The organism is Arthrobacter sp. DualSoilB13 (assembly GCF_055389195.1).
This window is the reverse complement of the sequence record NZ_AP035865.1, coordinates 4,125,463-4,139,811: the sequence shown is the minus strand read 5'-3', so window position 1 is coordinate 4,139,811 and position 14,349 is coordinate 4,125,463. Positions and strand designations below refer to the sequence as shown.

Genomic DNA, 14,349 nt, shown 5'->3' with positions numbered 1-14,349 from the left:
AGCATTAGATCTCCGCCAACCATCCGCTTCAACGACGCACCACTGAAAGGACCGGCCATGAGCATGATGCCATCGGCCCACGTGGACACGTTTACCCGCGACCACCTGCCGCCAGCCGATACTTGGCCTGCGCTTGAATTCACCCTTCCCGAACTCCACTACCCGGAGCGGCTCAACGCTGCGGCGGTACTGATCGACGACGCTGTTGAGCAGTACGGCCCAGACCGTCCCGCCCTGTGGACACCTGACGGCTCGGTCTGGACCTACGGTCAGCTCCAGCAGCGTTCCAACCAGGTGGCACAGGTCCTCACCGAAGACCTCGGTGTCGTTCCGGGCAACCGCGTGTTGTTGCGCGGACCCAACAACCCTTGGATCGTGGCTGCCTGGCTGGGTGTCCTGAAAGCCGGCGCCGTAGTAGTCACCACCATGCCCATGCTGCGCTCCACCGAGGTCTCCACCCTCATCCAACTCACCAAACCCGTGGTCGCCATCTCTGATCACCGGTTCGTGGACGAGCTCGCGATCGCGGCGGCGGATGAGGTCAAGGTCCTGACGTACGGGGCCGGCAACGGATTCGACGACGACGGCGACCTCGCCTCGCGCTGCGAGCACAAGAGCGGCAAGTTCACGGCAGTGGACACAGCCGCGGACGACGTCGCCCTGTTAGGACCGACGTCGGGCACCACCGGCGTGCCCAAGGTGACTATGCATTTCCACCGGGACATCCTGGCCAACGCGGATACTTTCGCCCGTTACATCCTGGAACCAACTGCAGATGACGTGTTCGCGGGTTCCCCGCCCTTGGCGTTCACGTTCGGACTTGGCGGTTTGGTGGTCTTCCCGCTCAGGTTCGGCGCGTCGTCGCTACTCACAGAGAAGGCCGGGCCGGTGGAGCTTGCTGAAGCCGCAGCCGCGGCAGGAGCCAGCATCCTCTTCACCGCACCCACGGCTTACCGGGCCATCCTGAAAGAGAAGCGCGGAGACCTCCTCAGGGGCCTGCGTATGGCCGTCTCCGCCGGAGAGCATCTCTCCAAGGAAACCTGGGAAGCGGTGCATGAGGCCACGGGTTTGCGGCTGATCAACGGGATTGGCGCCACGGAAATGCTGCACGTCTTCATTTCCGCGGCAGGGGACGATATCCGCCCTGGGACCACTGGCCGCGCGGTGCCGGGCTTCAGGGCCACCATCCTGGACGACGACGGCAACGAACTCGGCCCGGGCAACATCGGCCGCCTGGCAGTGATCGGCCCCACCGGATGCCGCTACCTCGACGACGCACGGCAGGCCAACTACGTGGTCCGTGGCTGGAACGTCACCGGTGACACGTTCGCCATGGATGCCGACGGGTACTTCACCTACCAGGCACGATCAGACAACATGATCGTCTCCTCCGGCTACAACATCGGTGCGCCCGAGGTTGAGACGGCCATCGACCAGCACCCGGATGTTGTGGAAAACGCGGTCATCGGGGTTCCGGATGAAGAGCGCGGCAGCATCGTCTGCGCATTCGTCGTCCTGCGTGAAGGCGTCACAGGCGATGCCGGCAAGCGCAAAGAGATCCAGGACTTCGTGAAGCAGACCATCGCCCCCTACAAGTACCCCAGGGACGTCCGCTTCGTTACTGAACTTCCACGCAACCCCAGCGGCAAACTCCAGCATTTCAAGCTCCGCGACAGGGTCCTCTCGCAGGACAACACCGGGAACGCGAGCAAGACCGAACAACTTACCCCCGCCGGCCAGAGCCAGGCTTGAGAAGGAGCAACACCATGAAAATCGCAATCGTTGGAGGCGGGCCTGGCGGTCTGTACTTCGCAGCACTGATGAAGCAGCTGGACCCGTCGCATGACATCACCCTCTGGGAACGTAACGCTGCCAGCGACACCTTTGGCTTCGGCGTCGTGTTTTCCGATGAGACCCTGGGCGGCATCGGCAACGCTGATCCCGTAGTGGCCGAGTACATGAGCCGTCGCTTCGCACGCTGGTCCGATATCGACATCCACTTCCGCGAGCAAATGATCACGGTGGGCGGCCAGGGCTTCGCTGCCATGAGCCGCAAGGAACTGCTGGAGCTGCTCCAGCGCCGCTGCATCGAACTGAACGTAGACGTGCGTTTCAGTACCCTGGCTCCTGCCGTGGAGGAGCTTGAAGCCAACTACGATCTTGTTCTCGCAGCGGACGGCATCAACTCCCAGATCCGGGCCAAGTACGCCGACTCCTTCAAGCCCAACCTGGACCCGCGTACCAACAAGTTCATGTGGCTTGGTACGGACCAGGTTTTCGAGGCCTTCAAGTTCTTCGTGAAGGAAACCGAGTGGGGCGTCATGCAGATCCACGGTTACCCCTACTCGGACGAGGGCTCCACCTTCATCGTGGAAATGCACCAGGACGTGTGGCACGCCGCGGGCTTCGACGAAACCGCCAACGAGGTCTTCCCTCCCGGTGTCTCCGATGAGAAGGCCATCGCCAAGATCCGCGAGATCTTCGCCGAGGAACTGAACGGCTACGAGGTCCTCACCAACAACTCCAAGTGGATCAACTTCACCACGGTCCGCAACGAGAGCTGGCGCCACAACAACGTAGTGTTGCTGGGCGACGCCGCCCACACCGCCCACTTCTCCATCGGTTCGGGCACCAAGCTGGCCATGGAGGACTCGCTGGCATTGGCTGCTTGCCTCCACGAGCACCCGGATGTGGAGTCCGCCTTGGTTGCTTATGAGGCCGAGCGTCGGCCCGTGGTTGCCTCCACCCAGCGTGCAGCCCAGGCATCCCTTGAATGGTTTGAGCGCATTGGCCAGTACAAGGACCAGGACCCTACACAGTTCGCGTTCAACCTGCTGACCCGCAGCCGCCGCATCACGCAGGAAAATCTGCGGCTCCGCGATCCCGAGTTCGCGAACGCTGTTGACCGCGACTTCGCTGCCTCGCAGGGACTGACAGAGGTCGCTCCGGCCATGTTCCAGCCGTTCCGGATCGGCCAACTGGAGTTGAAGAACCGCATTGTGGTCTCCCCGATGGACATGTACTCAGCTACGGACGGTGTTCCGGGCGACTTCCACAAGGTCCACCTCGGCTCCAAGGCACTCGGCGGTGCAGGCCTGGTCATGACAGAGATGGTCTGCGTCTCCGAAGCCGGCCGCATCACCCCCGGTTGCAGCGGCCTCTACACGGATGAACAGCGTGAGAGCTGGAAGGAAATCGTGGACTTTGTTCACGCCCGTTCCACCGCCAAGATCGGCGCCCAGCTGGGCCACTCTGGGCGCAAGGGCTCCACCAAGCTCATGTGGGAAGGCATTGACCAGCCGCTCGAGTCCGGTAACTGGACCGCCGTGGGTCCCTCTGCCTTGCCGTACAGCCCGGAGAACCAAACTCCCGTGGAGCTGGATCGCGCTGGAATGGATGCCATCAAGGCCGAGTTCGTCGCCTCCACGGTCCGTGCGGACGAGGCCGGTTTCGATCTCCTGGAAATCCATGCTGCCCACGGTTACCTGCTGTCCTCCTTCCTTTCGCCGGTGTCCAACAAGCGGACCGACGAATACGGTGGCAGCTTGGAGAACCGGCTGCGGTTCCCGCTGGAAGTGTTCGACGCCGTTCGTGCAGCTTGGCCTGTCAGCAAACCGGTGACGGTGCGCATCTCCGCCACAGACTGGATCGAAGGTGGCAACACTTCGGATGATTCCGTGGCCATCGCCAAGGCGTTCGTTGAGCACGGCGCCGCCGGCTTGGACGTTTCCACCGGGCAGGTCGCCAAGGAAGAGAAGCCCGCCTTCGGCCGTAGCTACCAGACGCCGTTCGCGGACCGCATCCGTCAGGAAGTTGCCGCACCTGCAGGCGTGGCGGTGATCGCCGTCGGCGCCATCTCCACCTACGATGACGTGAACTCCATCCTCCTGGCCGGCCGTGCGGATTTGATCGCCTTGGGACGCACGCACCTTTACGACCCCCAATGGACGCTGCACGCAGCTGCCGAGCAGGAATATCAGGGGCCCGGCGCCGACTGGATCCCACAATTCCGTGCTGGTCGCCGCAAGCCTCCGAGCTCACGCACTGACGCCGTTCGTCCCCGCCTGTCCCTGCTTAAGGAAGCCGACATGGAAGAAGTCAACACACACCTCCGCTGGACTCCCGAGTCCGCCGCAGCATCGGTTTTGGTGAAGTAGCCATGGCCACCGCACCAGTCAACGACTGGAACGTGCCCAAGAAGACCACCGGTTTGGTGTTGTTCTGCTGCTGGCTCGCGATCCTCGCCGAAGGCTACGACGTCGGCGTCCTTGGCGCCATCCTGCCGGCACTTGCCGAGTACAAAGAATGGAACCTCAGCCCCCTGGCCTTGGGCGGTCTGGGATCATATGCCCTGATTGGCATGCTTATTGGCGCCCTCTTCATCGGCACGCTCAGCGACCTCGTCGGCCGCAAGAAAATGCTCCTGGCTTCCATGGCGATCTTCACGCTCACCCAAGCAGGCGCTGCTTGGGCGCCGACGCCGGAGCTGTTCGGCTTGTTCCGCCTCATTGGCGGACTGGGCATGGGTGGTGTCATTCCGGTGGCAGCGGCCCTGACCATTGAATACTCGGCGCCGAACAAGCGCTCCTACAACTACGGCCTCATGTACTCCGGCTACTCACTGGGCATCGTTGCCGCCGCTTTGGCTGCGCTGTTCGTCCTGCCCATGGGTGGTTGGCGTGCTGTGATCGCGATCGGTGCCGCACCTGTGGTGCTGATTCCGATCATTTGGAAGTTCCTGCCTGAATCCTTGGAATTCCTGGAGTCGAAGGGCCGGAAGTCCGAGGCCAAGGCCTTGGCCGCCAAGCTGAACATCTCCAACTACAAGCCCGTTGTTGCTGTGGCTCCGGCAGTTCCTGCTGCCCAAGGCGGCCAGGTGGATCCGTGGTGGAAGACCATCACCACCATGTTCTCCCGGAAGTACCTGCGCTCCACCGTTTTCTTCTGGATCTCGCTGTTCTGTGGCTTGGTCCTGGTGTACGGCTTGAACACCTGGTTGCCGAGCATCATGAAGAAGGCCGGCTACGACCTCGGCTCGTCACTGACCTTCCTGCTGGTCTTCAGCCTCGCCTCCGCAATCGGGGGCCTGCTCCTTGGCCGCGCCGCAGACAAGTACGGCAAGAAGCTCATCCTGGTGGTGTTCTACATCCTGGGCGGCTTGGGCATCATGCTGCTGGTCTTCCCCAACACCATGGTGGTCAACCTGCTGTTCGTGGCCTTCGCAGGCGTTGGTTCCATTTCCACATCGCTGGTGCTGACCGGCTATATTGCCGACTACTACCCGGCCAAGGTCCGTGGCACGGCGACGGGATGGGCCCTGAGCTTCGCCCGCCTGGGTGCCATTTCCGGACCGTTGATCGGTGGCTGGATCGCAGGCTCCAAGCTGCCCTTCGAGGCCAACTTCGCAATCTTCGCCGGCATCGCGGTTCTGGCCGCGGGTGCTGTGGCGATGATTCCGAAGCCGCAGCCTGAGGTGGCAGTCGCCGCCGTCGACGTTGATCCTAACGACGCCGCCGTTAGCGCCCGCTAGGAGAATCGTGGATAGGTTTCCGGAGGCGTCTGTCCAGCGAACAGTGGAATGGGTGGACACCGACGCCTCCGGGCACCAGCACAACTCGGCCATTCTGCGCTGGGTTGAGGCTGCGGAGGCCGAGCTCTTCCGTTCGCTGGAGTTGCCGGACTATTTCCCCAGCGCTCCGCGTGTTCAGCAAGTCATCAACTACAAGGCCAAGCTGTGGTTCGGCCAGCGCATCACCGCCACGGTGACGGTAAGCGCGCTGGGCCGGACCTCGCTGACCCTGGCTTTTGAGGTAGCGTCCGACGCCGGTGAGGTCGCCGCCTACGGGACGGTCACCACCGTGTACGTCCCCCATGGAACCGCAGCTGCACAGCCATGGCCGGAACACTTCGTCAAAGCTTTGAAAGGAGCCTGACCCCCTACGCCGAGACGGCGGTTGATGACAATGGTGAGCAATGGGATTGTCATTCACTGCCGTCTCGGCCAGTGGTGGTTGGGGACGCGGGGTGGGTGGCTAGCGCAAGCCCTTGATGATGTTCTTCGGCCGCTGCATCTCGCCGTGCTTTGCGCCGAGGATGATCACCCAGGCCGCGAACGCCGGAATGGCCCACTGCAGTGCTTTGAGCTGGGTCTGAGCGGACTTCAACTCATCGGATGCGCCGGCCCGAGGTTCTGTTGCACCCTTGGCGCCTTCGTCGGAGAGCTCATCCACCTTCTTGCCCACAACACCTGCGTACAACGTGACGGCGGCTCCAGCCAAAGTCACTACAGTCTTGTAGACAGTGTTTGCGGCGACGTTGTCCTGCTTGGCGATCCGGCCCTTGTTCTCCCATGCGATGGCAAGGTCCGAGGCCAGGTGTCCGGCGAAGGCTGCTGTCTGGATGGGGGCCCACTTTCCCCAACCCTTGCTGGAGAGGCGGGTGCGCTCGGTGGGGTCTTTCGCTTCTGCAGCGGCACCATTAAGTCCGATGGCGCCCATCAGTGAGCCGCCAAACCATGCCGCGGCGGTGAGGTCGTGAATGGAGCGGGCTACGAGATTTCCTGCCATGATGTGTTTCCTATCGTTGATACGGAAAGGACCTTTCGGGGCGGTGTGAGCCTCGAATCAGCGTGGCTCCATAGTAAGCATGCTTACTATGACACGGCTAGCCGGACAGTCTCCAGAAGAAGAACGAGCGCCTCAGGCATTCCACATGATCCGTTGATCGGGGCCGAATATGGGCATTGAAGCAATCTGACCGGAAGCATTACCGCGCCTATGATGAACTGGACTGGCGCCGGAACTGCGGCGCGGAAATGAGGATCCTTCGATGTTCGCCGTCCCGGCACCCCCGGTGCGCCACCAGCAGCTGCTCGTCACCATTTTCGGCCTCTACGGACGAAATGCAGGCGACGCATTGCCGGTATCTGCGCTGATCTCCATGTTGGGATCACTGGGCTACGACGCTCCCGGCGTGAGGTCGTCAGTTTCCAGGCTCAAAGCCAAGGGTGTTCTTAAGAGCGTCCGCGAGGGCGGGATTGCCAAGTACAAAATTTCGGAGTCCGTCAGTGATGTGTTCCGGGAAGGTGACCGCAGGATCTTCGCCCCGGAGCAGCCCGCGCCGGTGGATACCTGGGTGCTGGCGGTCTTCTCCGTGCCCGAATCCATGCGGAACCGCCGGCACCAGCTGCGATCAGCCCTGCTGTCCTTGGGCTTTGGTTCAGTCGCCAACGGTGTGTGGATTGCTCCCGCGCATAAATTGGAGCAAGCCCGGGAGCGGCTCACGGCTGGCGGGTTGATCGAGTTCGTGGATCTCTTTCGGAGCGACTACGTTTTTGATGGCCCTATGCGGCCCAAGATTTCGGAGTGGTGGGACCTCAAGGAATTGGACCAGCAGTTCACGGAATTCCTTGAACTCTACGACGGTGCGGAGCAGCGCTGGACCGGACTCGTGGGCAGCGATCCGGACATCGCACTGGCTGAATCCACCGAGGACATGCGTCGCGATGCCTTCCGCTACTACATCCCGATGCTCACCATGTGGCGCAAGTTTCCGTACCGGGATCCAAACCTCCCCACTGACTACTTGCCGCCCGATTGGCACGGTCCTGCCGTGCGCAGGACGTTCCAGGCGGTCCACCGCTTGGCCGCTCCGCTTGCCGCGGCCCATGCGCATGAGGTCATAGCCGAGGCACTCAATCCGGCTGCTGCCTGAGCGCGGGCCGGGTGTTTACTCGCCGATTCGGGGTGCGTCGATGATGCCAAACACCTCACCTTGTGGCGCTCGGATGATGGCCATACGTCCCAGCGGGCTTTCGGTGACAGGCATCAGCAGGCTGGAGCCGAGCTCTACGGCACGATTCGCAGTGCCCTCAACGTAGTCGCTGGCGAACCAGGTCAGCCAGTGGTTGGGGGTGTTGGAGGGAAGGTCAACGTCATGCTGAATCCCGCCCACTTCCCGGCCATCCAGCGGCCTGCGAATGGTGGAGTACACCAAGCCGTCTTCGGTGACGTCCTGGTAGCTGACGTCGAAGACCTCGGAGTAGAAGGACCGCGCCGAGGCGAAGTCCCGGGTGTGGAGCTCATTCCAGCACAGTGCGCCGTGCTCATTGACGCGTTCCGCGCCGATATGGGTGCCTGCCTGCCACACGCCGAAGGTTGCGCCCACGCTGTCAGTCGCCAGCGTCATTCGCCCGGATTCCATGACGTCGAAGGGAGGGGCAAGCAGCTCTCCGCCGGCCGCTCTGATCTTCTTGGCGGTGACATTGACGTCATCCGATGCCAGGAACGTTGTCCATACGGTGGGCGCATCCGGATCCTGCTTGGGCCCTACGCCCGCCACCGCCCGCCCGGCGACGTGTGCAAGCGAGTATTCCCCGGCGTCCTGACCGCCGGCAACAAAATCCCATCCGAAGAGGTCTGCATAAAAGGCCTTCGCCGCTTGGAGATCGTCAACGCCCAGGTCAACCCACATGGGCGTCGCTGCGGGCCAGTTCGAGATTTTGGTGGACATGGAACTCCTCGGGGTGGGACGCTTCGGGGGCAGCTGCCTCCCCGAACGCCTGATGCGCCAGGCATTTAGAGAGGCAGCCACCCATAAAGTGCGCCGTGGTCCCGATTCGTGACACGATTTCGACCCAAAATTCACGGCACCCGCAAAATTCACGGCGCCCGCAAAGGTGGGGCGGCAAGCGTAAGCCCCTTGCCGCCGTCGTGCGTTCCGGGTTAGACCGTGCGCGTTGCCTTGGCGAGGTTCCCGCGCAGTTCCTCCGCGTTCTGGCGGATGACGTAGGCGGGGCGGTCACGCTCTACGCGCCAGCTGTCCTCCAGCGGGCCGATGTTGACGGTGTCGAAGCCGAATTCGTCGTAGAGCTTGGTCACAAGCTCGGCGGCTTCGGGGAAGTCGCTGGAGGTGGCCAGGGCGCGACGGTTGGGTGTGCCGGCAGCGGTGCCGTCCGTGGTGATGTCCTTGGCGAAAATGTGGTTGAAGCCCTTGGCTACCTTGGAGGTGGGCAGGTGCTTCTGAAGCAGGCCGGAAGTGGTGGCCTCTCCGTTGTCCAGCTCAGCGATCCGGCCGTCGCGCTCCCAGTAGTAGTTGTTGGTGTCGATCACGATCTTGCCCTCAAGCGGCTCGGTGGGGATGTCCTTGTAGTTCTTCAAAGGGACGGTCACGACGGCGAAATCTCCTGCTGCTGCTGCCTCACCTGCCGTTGCGGCCCGGGCGCGCGGCCCGAGTTCGGTCACCAGCTCACGGAGGGTTTCCGGCCCTCGGGAGTTGCTGATGACCACGTCATAGCCGAGTTCTACCGCTTTGCGGGCGACTTGGCTGCCAATGTGTCCTGCACCGATGATTCCGATTGTTGTCATGCCTGTGATAACAACAAGTTGCACACGCCTAATTCCCGCGTGACGCAATATTACTGCGAGGTTTATACTAAGTAGTCTTACTATGCTGTTTGGCATCGAAGACGAGGAGGTTCGGATGGCCGGGCATTTGGAACTGGCTGAAACGCCTGATGGGGAATTTCGGATTCTGATGGTGGACGGCGACGACGTGTTGATGGGTCTGTCCAAGCAGTTTTCCACCATGGACGAGGCTGTTGAGGGAGTCGCAGCCATCCGTGAAGTTGCAGGAACGGGGCTGCTAAGACCAGCTTCGGCTGAGCGGTATGCGGTACTCATGCTTGAGGAACCAGTGATCGACTCCGCGCTGGCCGCCCAAGGTGCGCAAGCGCAGACACATGCAGGGGTGGTCAGCTGTGGCAACTGATGAAGCGACAAGAAAGAAACGCGGCGTTCTTTTCGATGTGGATGGAACCCTGATCGATTCCAGCTACTTCCATGCCATGGCGTGGTGGCAAGCCTTCCGACGTGAAGGCCTGGATGTCGAAATGTCCGCCATTCACCGAAGGGTTGGCATGGGAGGTGACCGGCTCGTCCAGAGTCTGCTCCCGGACTGTCCCGAGGACATGCAGGAAGATCTCAAGTCTGCGCACGGTGCGGTCTTTTCGACGTTTTGGCCGGCTCTGCGCACCTTCGATTCGGTCCGTGACCTTCTGGCTGCATGCTCGGACGCGGGACTGGCTGTGGGCTTGGCCTCGTCAGCGCAGGAACGCGACCTTGAAGTAAGCAGGGACCTTCTCGATGCCGGATCCTCCATTGATGCGTGGACCAGCTCAAACGACGCAAAGCAGAGCAAGCCCGCACCGGACATCCTCGAGGCCTGCCTGGAAAAGCTGGGGCTCGGTCCGGAGGATGTGGTGTTCGTAGGCGACGCCGTGTGGGATGTAAAGGCCGGAGCTGCGATCGGCGTTCCCGTCATCGCCCTGACCTGCGGCGGAATCAGCGAAGCCGAACTGCGCGACGCCGGTGCCGCGGAAGTCTATGACAATCCGCGGCACCTGTTGGAGCACTTGGAGACCAGCATCATCGGCCAGCTGATGGCGGGTTCGCGGGACACCTAAGCGCCTGTCCAGCCGCCTGCGGGCATGCCGCCCGGCACCCGGAGCGGTGTTACCGCGTGAGCTTTGCCGAATCCGGTTCCTGATCACCGATGTGGCCGGGCGCGTTGGCGGCGAGGACGCGCTGAACGAACGCGCTGTATTCCTCCATATAGTGGCGCAGAAGCCCGGCTGTCGCTTCGTCCTTAACTGAACCGTCGTCGTCGTACGCATCTGCGACGAAGCGGATGTAAGCCTCAGGTGCGTTCAACTGTGGCGCATCCAGGAAGCTCAAAACGCTGCGCATGGACGACTGCATCACGGCGGTTCCAATACCGCCCGGCGATGCGCCGATGATTCCGGTGGGCTTGCGAGCGAATGAATTGGTGCCCCACGGGCGTGAACCCCAATCGATGGCATTCTTCAAGGCGCCGGGAATAGAGCGGTTGTACTCGGGCGAGATAAACAAGATGCCGTCCGATGCGGCGATGGCATCCTTCAAGTCCCGGCCGGCCGCCGGGAAATCAGCATCGTAATCCGAGCTGTACAACGGAAGGTCTTTGATGGCGATCTCATGGAACTCGAGTTCCGGCGGCGCCACGCTGATGAGGGCCTTGGAGAGGACCCGGTTGATGGAATTGCTTGCCAGGCTTCCGACGAAGTAACCGATTTTGAAGGTGTCCATAGTGGCGTTCCTTTCCGACGGCACGGCCGGAACCGGCTCGTCGACGGTGTGGTGCTGGTTGCTCCCAGCTTCCACCGACCTTAGTGGACTTATGCACATAGCGCAGCCCCTACTCCCGCCGGGCCCCTTGCAGTCATAGACTCATGCCAACTGAGTTCTGGAGGGTTCCGGAAAAGGGGTGGCGGGTGAAGGCAGGCATAGCGCGCGAGACGCTTGACGGTGAGCGACGTGTTGCTGCAACGCCGGAAACGGTGAAGCAACTGATGGGGTTGGGCCTTGACGTTGAACTGGAGTCCGGTGCCGGCATGGCCTCCGGCCATAGCGACGATGACTACCGCACAGCAGGGGCCACGGTAGTGCAGTCCCTGAACCTCGGGACACTAGATGTCTACTGCCATGTGCGCCCCATGGAACCGTCGACGGCGGCAGCTCTCCGCCGGGGTTCGGTCACCGTGGGCCTGGGGTCGCCGTCCTCGGAGCTGCCCACTGTGCGGGCGCTCGCCGCCGGGGGCATCACCTCCTTTGCGCTGGAACTGGTTCCTCGAATATCGCGTGCCCAGTCCATGGATGCGCTCACCTCGCAGGCCCTGGTGGCCGGCTATCGCTGTGTGCTTGAGGCCGCCATGCGATTACCGAGGTTCTTTCCGCTGTACATGACGGCAGCGGGAACCATTCCGCCCGCCCGCGTGCTGGTGCTCGGCGCCGGGGTTGCCGGCCTTCAGGCCATCGGAACCGCCAAGAGACTAGGTGCTCGCGTGTCCGCCAATGACATCCGACCCGCCTCGGCGGACGAAGTGGCATCCATGGGAGGAACCTTCATCAAGCTGGACCTTGAAACCGCAGAGGCTTCGGGCGGCTACGCCAGGGAGCTCAGCGCGGACCGGGGTGCCCTCCAAAGAGCCCTCTTGGCGCCGCACGTGGCCCAGGCCGACGTCCTCATCACCACTGCTGCCGTGCCTGGAAGGCGCGCCCCACTCCTTGTGACCCGCGAAATGGTCCAAGGGATGCGCCGGGGGTCCGTGGTGGTGGACTTGGCTGCGGAATCCGGCGGAAACGTGGAGGGGAGCATCCCTGGGCAGGACATCCCCATCCCCATCGGCGATGGCCAGGGCACAGTGACACTCGTGGGAATCAAGGACGCGGCATCGGCAATGCCTGCGGATGCCTCACGACTGTTCGCCAAGAACGTCGCCAACCTCCTGGCACTCATGACTCGGGACGGCGTGGTGGTTCCGGACTTTGAGGATGAAGTCATTGCAGGCACGTGCCTCACCCACAACGGCCAAGTCCTCCACGCACCAACTGCGGAGGCACTTGCGGCGCTCGCAGGAGAGGCTGCGCCCCTTGTAGGCGGGAATGCCGGCGCCTCCGGAGCCAGCGGTTCACCATCCGGCGGTTCTCGCACTGGCAGTGAACCCGGTAGCGAACCCGGTAGCGAACCCGGCAGCGAACCCGGTAGTGAAGGAGTGCGCTAATGGATGGCATGAGCCTGCTAACGATTACTGTGCTGGCTGTTTTTGTGGGCTTCGAAGTTGTTTCCAAGGTCTCCAGCACCTTGCATACGCCCCTCATGTCAGGCGCCAATGCCATCCACGGCATCATCCTGGTGGGTGCCATCATTGTGGCGGGACAGGCCGCTGACCCGTGGGTGTTGGCAGTTGCGCTGCTGGCCGTAGTCCTTGCCACGGCTAACCTCGTGGGTGGTTTTGTGGTGACCGACCGGATGCTGGAGATGTTCCGCGGACGGCAGCGGCCGCCGTCGAACGCTGCCGTTCCTGAAGGCCGCGGAGGCGCGGAGCCGGCCGCCACCGTGGAGCCGGAGAAGAAGGAGCGCCGGCCATGACCCTTCTGAACCCCACGTGGACCTCGCTGCTGTACCTCGCCGCGGCGGCCTGCTTCATCCTCGCCCTTAAGGGCCTAAGTTCACCACGGACTGCCCGGCGCGGGAACCTGATCGGAGCATTTGGCGCTCTGCTGGCTGTGGTGACGGTGTTTGTCTCTGTGAAACTGGACAACATCCCTTGGATTCTGGGGGCCATCGTTGTGGGCTCGGGTGTGGCAGCGCCGGTGGCCCGCCGGGTGCACATGACCCAGATGCCGCAGCTCGTGGCACTCTTCAACGGTGTGGGTGGTGGTGCTGCGGCGCTGGTGGCGTTGCTGGAACTCTCCCATTCGGGCGATCCGTGGGTTCGCCTGGCCATTGTCTTCACGTTGCTGGTGGGTGCGGTGTCCTTTGCTGGCTCCGGTGTCACTTTCGCCAAACTTCAAGGGCTCATGACCACCCGGCCGGTGACATTTCCCGGGTTACCAGCCTTGATGGCCGTGGTGCTGCTTGCCGCAGTGGGTGCTGGAATTGTGGTGATCCTGAACGGCTGGTTGGTGGTGGCGCTGCTCCTGCTGCTCTTGGGTCTTGGTGCCGGAATCCTGCTGGTGCTGCCGGTGGGAGGCGCGGATGTGCCGATTGTCATTTCACTCCTGAACGCCTTCACTGGCCTGGCTGTCGCGGCGTCCGGACTGGTGCTAGGCAATGTCCTCCTGGTGGTGGCCGGGACGCTGGTGGGGGCTTCCGGCACCATCCTCACCCGCGCCATGGCTGCCGCGATGGGTCGCAGTGTTGCAGGCATCATGTTTGGGGCTTTCAAGGGCGGATCTACCGCAGGTTCAACCACCGTCAGTGAGCGGCCCGTAAGATCCTCCAGCGCGGAGGACGTGGCAGTATTGCTCGGCTATGCACAGCGGGTGATCATCGTCCCGGGATACGGCCTTGCAGTGGCCCAAGGCCAGCACACTGCCGCGGAGCTGGCCTCGGCCTTGGAGTCACGCGGAATTGAGGTGGACTTCGCCATCCACCCGGTGGCCGGGCGCATGCCGGGCCACATGAACGTACTCCTTGCCGAGGCTAACGTGCCCTACGAGTCCTTGAAGGAGATGAGCGACATCAACTCGGAGTTCAAGACCACCGATGTCGCGTTGGTGGTTGGGGCCAACGATGTTGTGAACCCTGCCGCAAAAACCACCTCGGGGTCTCCGATCTACGGCATGCCCATTCTGGAGGTCGCCGACGCCCGGCAGGTGGTTTTCCTCAAACGTTCCATGCGCCCCGGATTTGCCGGTATTGAGAACGAGCTCCTGTATGAGCCCCAGACCACCCTGCTGTTTGGCGACGCGAAGGACTCCTTGACCAAGGTGCTGGGGGCGGTCAAAGCGCTGTAATTGACGCAGGTCA

14 protein-coding genes are annotated in these 14,349 nt (G+C 62.6%); 10 read left to right on the top strand and 4 right to left on the bottom strand.

Annotated features, from left to right (window positions below):
- Window positions 1-57: 57 nt before the first annotated feature.
- The 4 genes from ACZ5J0_RS19110 to ACZ5J0_RS19095 are packed head-to-tail and all read left to right on the top strand — an operon-like array spanning window position 58 to window position 5,933.
- Window positions 58-1,752 (top strand): AMP-binding protein, encoded by a 1,695-nt coding sequence (locus ACZ5J0_RS19110; RefSeq protein ID WP_464093812.1) that lies wholly within the window; start codon window positions 58-60, stop codon window positions 1,750-1,752.
- 14 nt (window positions 1,753-1,766) lie between these two features.
- On the top strand, window positions 1,767-4,157 hold the full coding sequence (locus tag ACZ5J0_RS19105; RefSeq protein WP_464093811.1) for a bifunctional salicylyl-CoA 5-hydroxylase/oxidoreductase: 2,391 nt from the start codon (window positions 1,767-1,769) through the stop codon (window positions 4,155-4,157).
- Between the two features lie 2 nt (window positions 4,158-4,159).
- On the top strand, window positions 4,160-5,530 hold the full coding sequence (locus ACZ5J0_RS19100; RefSeq protein WP_142937442.1) for an MFS transporter: 1,371 nt from the start codon (window positions 4,160-4,162) through the stop codon (window positions 5,528-5,530).
- A gap of 7 nt (window positions 5,531-5,537) precedes the next feature.
- Window positions 5,538-5,933 carry an acyl-CoA thioesterase gene (locus tag ACZ5J0_RS19095; protein WP_142937443.1) on the top strand — a complete coding sequence of 132 codons (396 nt, stop codon included), beginning with the start codon at window positions 5,538-5,540 and terminating at the stop codon, window positions 5,931-5,933.
- A 99-nt stretch (window positions 5,934-6,032) separates the two neighbouring features.
- Here ACZ5J0_RS19095 and ACZ5J0_RS19090 read toward each other — a convergent pair whose 3' ends face one another.
- Complete coding sequence (locus ACZ5J0_RS19090; RefSeq protein ID WP_142937444.1) at window positions 6,033-6,566, bottom strand: ABC transporter permease family protein; 534 nt, start codon at window positions 6,564-6,566, stop codon at window positions 6,033-6,035.
- Between the two features lie 262 nt (window positions 6,567-6,828).
- On the opposite strand from ACZ5J0_RS19090, the gene ACZ5J0_RS19085 reads away from it, so the two are divergent.
- A complete protein-coding gene (locus tag ACZ5J0_RS19085) occupies window positions 6,829-7,713 on the top strand; it encodes a PaaX family transcriptional regulator (RefSeq protein WP_166841897.1) in 885 nt (294 codons plus the stop codon).
- 15 nt (window positions 7,714-7,728) lie between these two features.
- Here the strand turns inward: ACZ5J0_RS19085 and ACZ5J0_RS19080 are convergent, their stop codons facing one another.
- The gene (locus ACZ5J0_RS19080; RefSeq protein WP_464093810.1) at window positions 7,729-8,511 is read right to left on the bottom strand and encodes a VOC family protein; all 783 of its coding nucleotides are present in this window, start codon (window positions 8,509-8,511) and stop codon (window positions 7,729-7,731) included.
- A 212-nt stretch (window positions 8,512-8,723) separates the two neighbouring features.
- Complete coding sequence (locus tag ACZ5J0_RS19075; RefSeq protein ID WP_142937446.1) at window positions 8,724-9,365, bottom strand: NADPH-dependent F420 reductase; 642 nt, start codon at window positions 9,363-9,365, stop codon at window positions 8,724-8,726.
- A gap of 82 nt (window positions 9,366-9,447) precedes the next feature.
- On the opposite strand from ACZ5J0_RS19075, the gene ACZ5J0_RS19070 reads away from it, so the two are divergent.
- The gene (locus ACZ5J0_RS19070) at window positions 9,448-9,768 is read left to right on the top strand and encodes a hypothetical protein (protein ID WP_223941232.1); all 321 of its coding nucleotides are present in this window, start codon (window positions 9,448-9,450) and stop codon (window positions 9,766-9,768) included.
- Window positions 9,758-10,462, top strand: coding sequence for an HAD family hydrolase (locus tag ACZ5J0_RS19065; protein WP_464093809.1), 705 nt, complete (start codon window positions 9,758-9,760; stop codon window positions 10,460-10,462). The genes ACZ5J0_RS19070 and ACZ5J0_RS19065 overlap by 11 nt, the downstream gene beginning before the upstream one ends.
- A 49-nt stretch (window positions 10,463-10,511) precedes the next feature.
- On the opposite strand, the gene ACZ5J0_RS19060 is transcribed toward ACZ5J0_RS19065, so the two are convergent.
- Window positions 10,512-11,123 carry an NADPH-dependent FMN reductase gene (locus ACZ5J0_RS19060; protein WP_142937448.1) on the bottom strand — a complete coding sequence of 204 codons (612 nt, stop codon included), beginning with the start codon at window positions 11,121-11,123 and terminating at the stop codon, window positions 10,512-10,514.
- 185 nt (window positions 11,124-11,308) lie between these two features.
- Between ACZ5J0_RS19060 and ACZ5J0_RS19055 the strand changes: the two genes are divergently transcribed.
- The 3 genes from ACZ5J0_RS19055 to ACZ5J0_RS19045 are packed head-to-tail and all read left to right on the top strand — an operon-like array spanning window position 11,309 to window position 14,336.
- The gene (locus tag ACZ5J0_RS19055; protein WP_464094752.1) at window positions 11,309-12,598 is read left to right on the top strand and encodes a Re/Si-specific NAD(P)(+) transhydrogenase subunit alpha; all 1,290 of its coding nucleotides are present in this window, start codon (window positions 11,309-11,311) and stop codon (window positions 12,596-12,598) included.
- Window positions 12,598-12,966, top strand: a complete 369-nt coding sequence (locus ACZ5J0_RS19050) for an NAD(P) transhydrogenase subunit alpha part 2 (RefSeq protein WP_142937450.1) — start codon at window positions 12,598-12,600, stop codon at window positions 12,964-12,966. The genes ACZ5J0_RS19055 and ACZ5J0_RS19050 overlap by 1 nt, the downstream gene beginning before the upstream one ends.
- Window positions 12,963-14,336, top strand: coding sequence for an NAD(P)(+) transhydrogenase (Re/Si-specific) subunit beta (locus tag ACZ5J0_RS19045; protein ID WP_464093808.1), 1,374 nt, complete (start codon window positions 12,963-12,965; stop codon window positions 14,334-14,336). Before ACZ5J0_RS19050 ends, ACZ5J0_RS19045 begins: the two co-directional genes overlap by 4 nt.
- The last annotated feature ends 13 nt before the right edge of the window (window positions 14,337-14,349 follow it).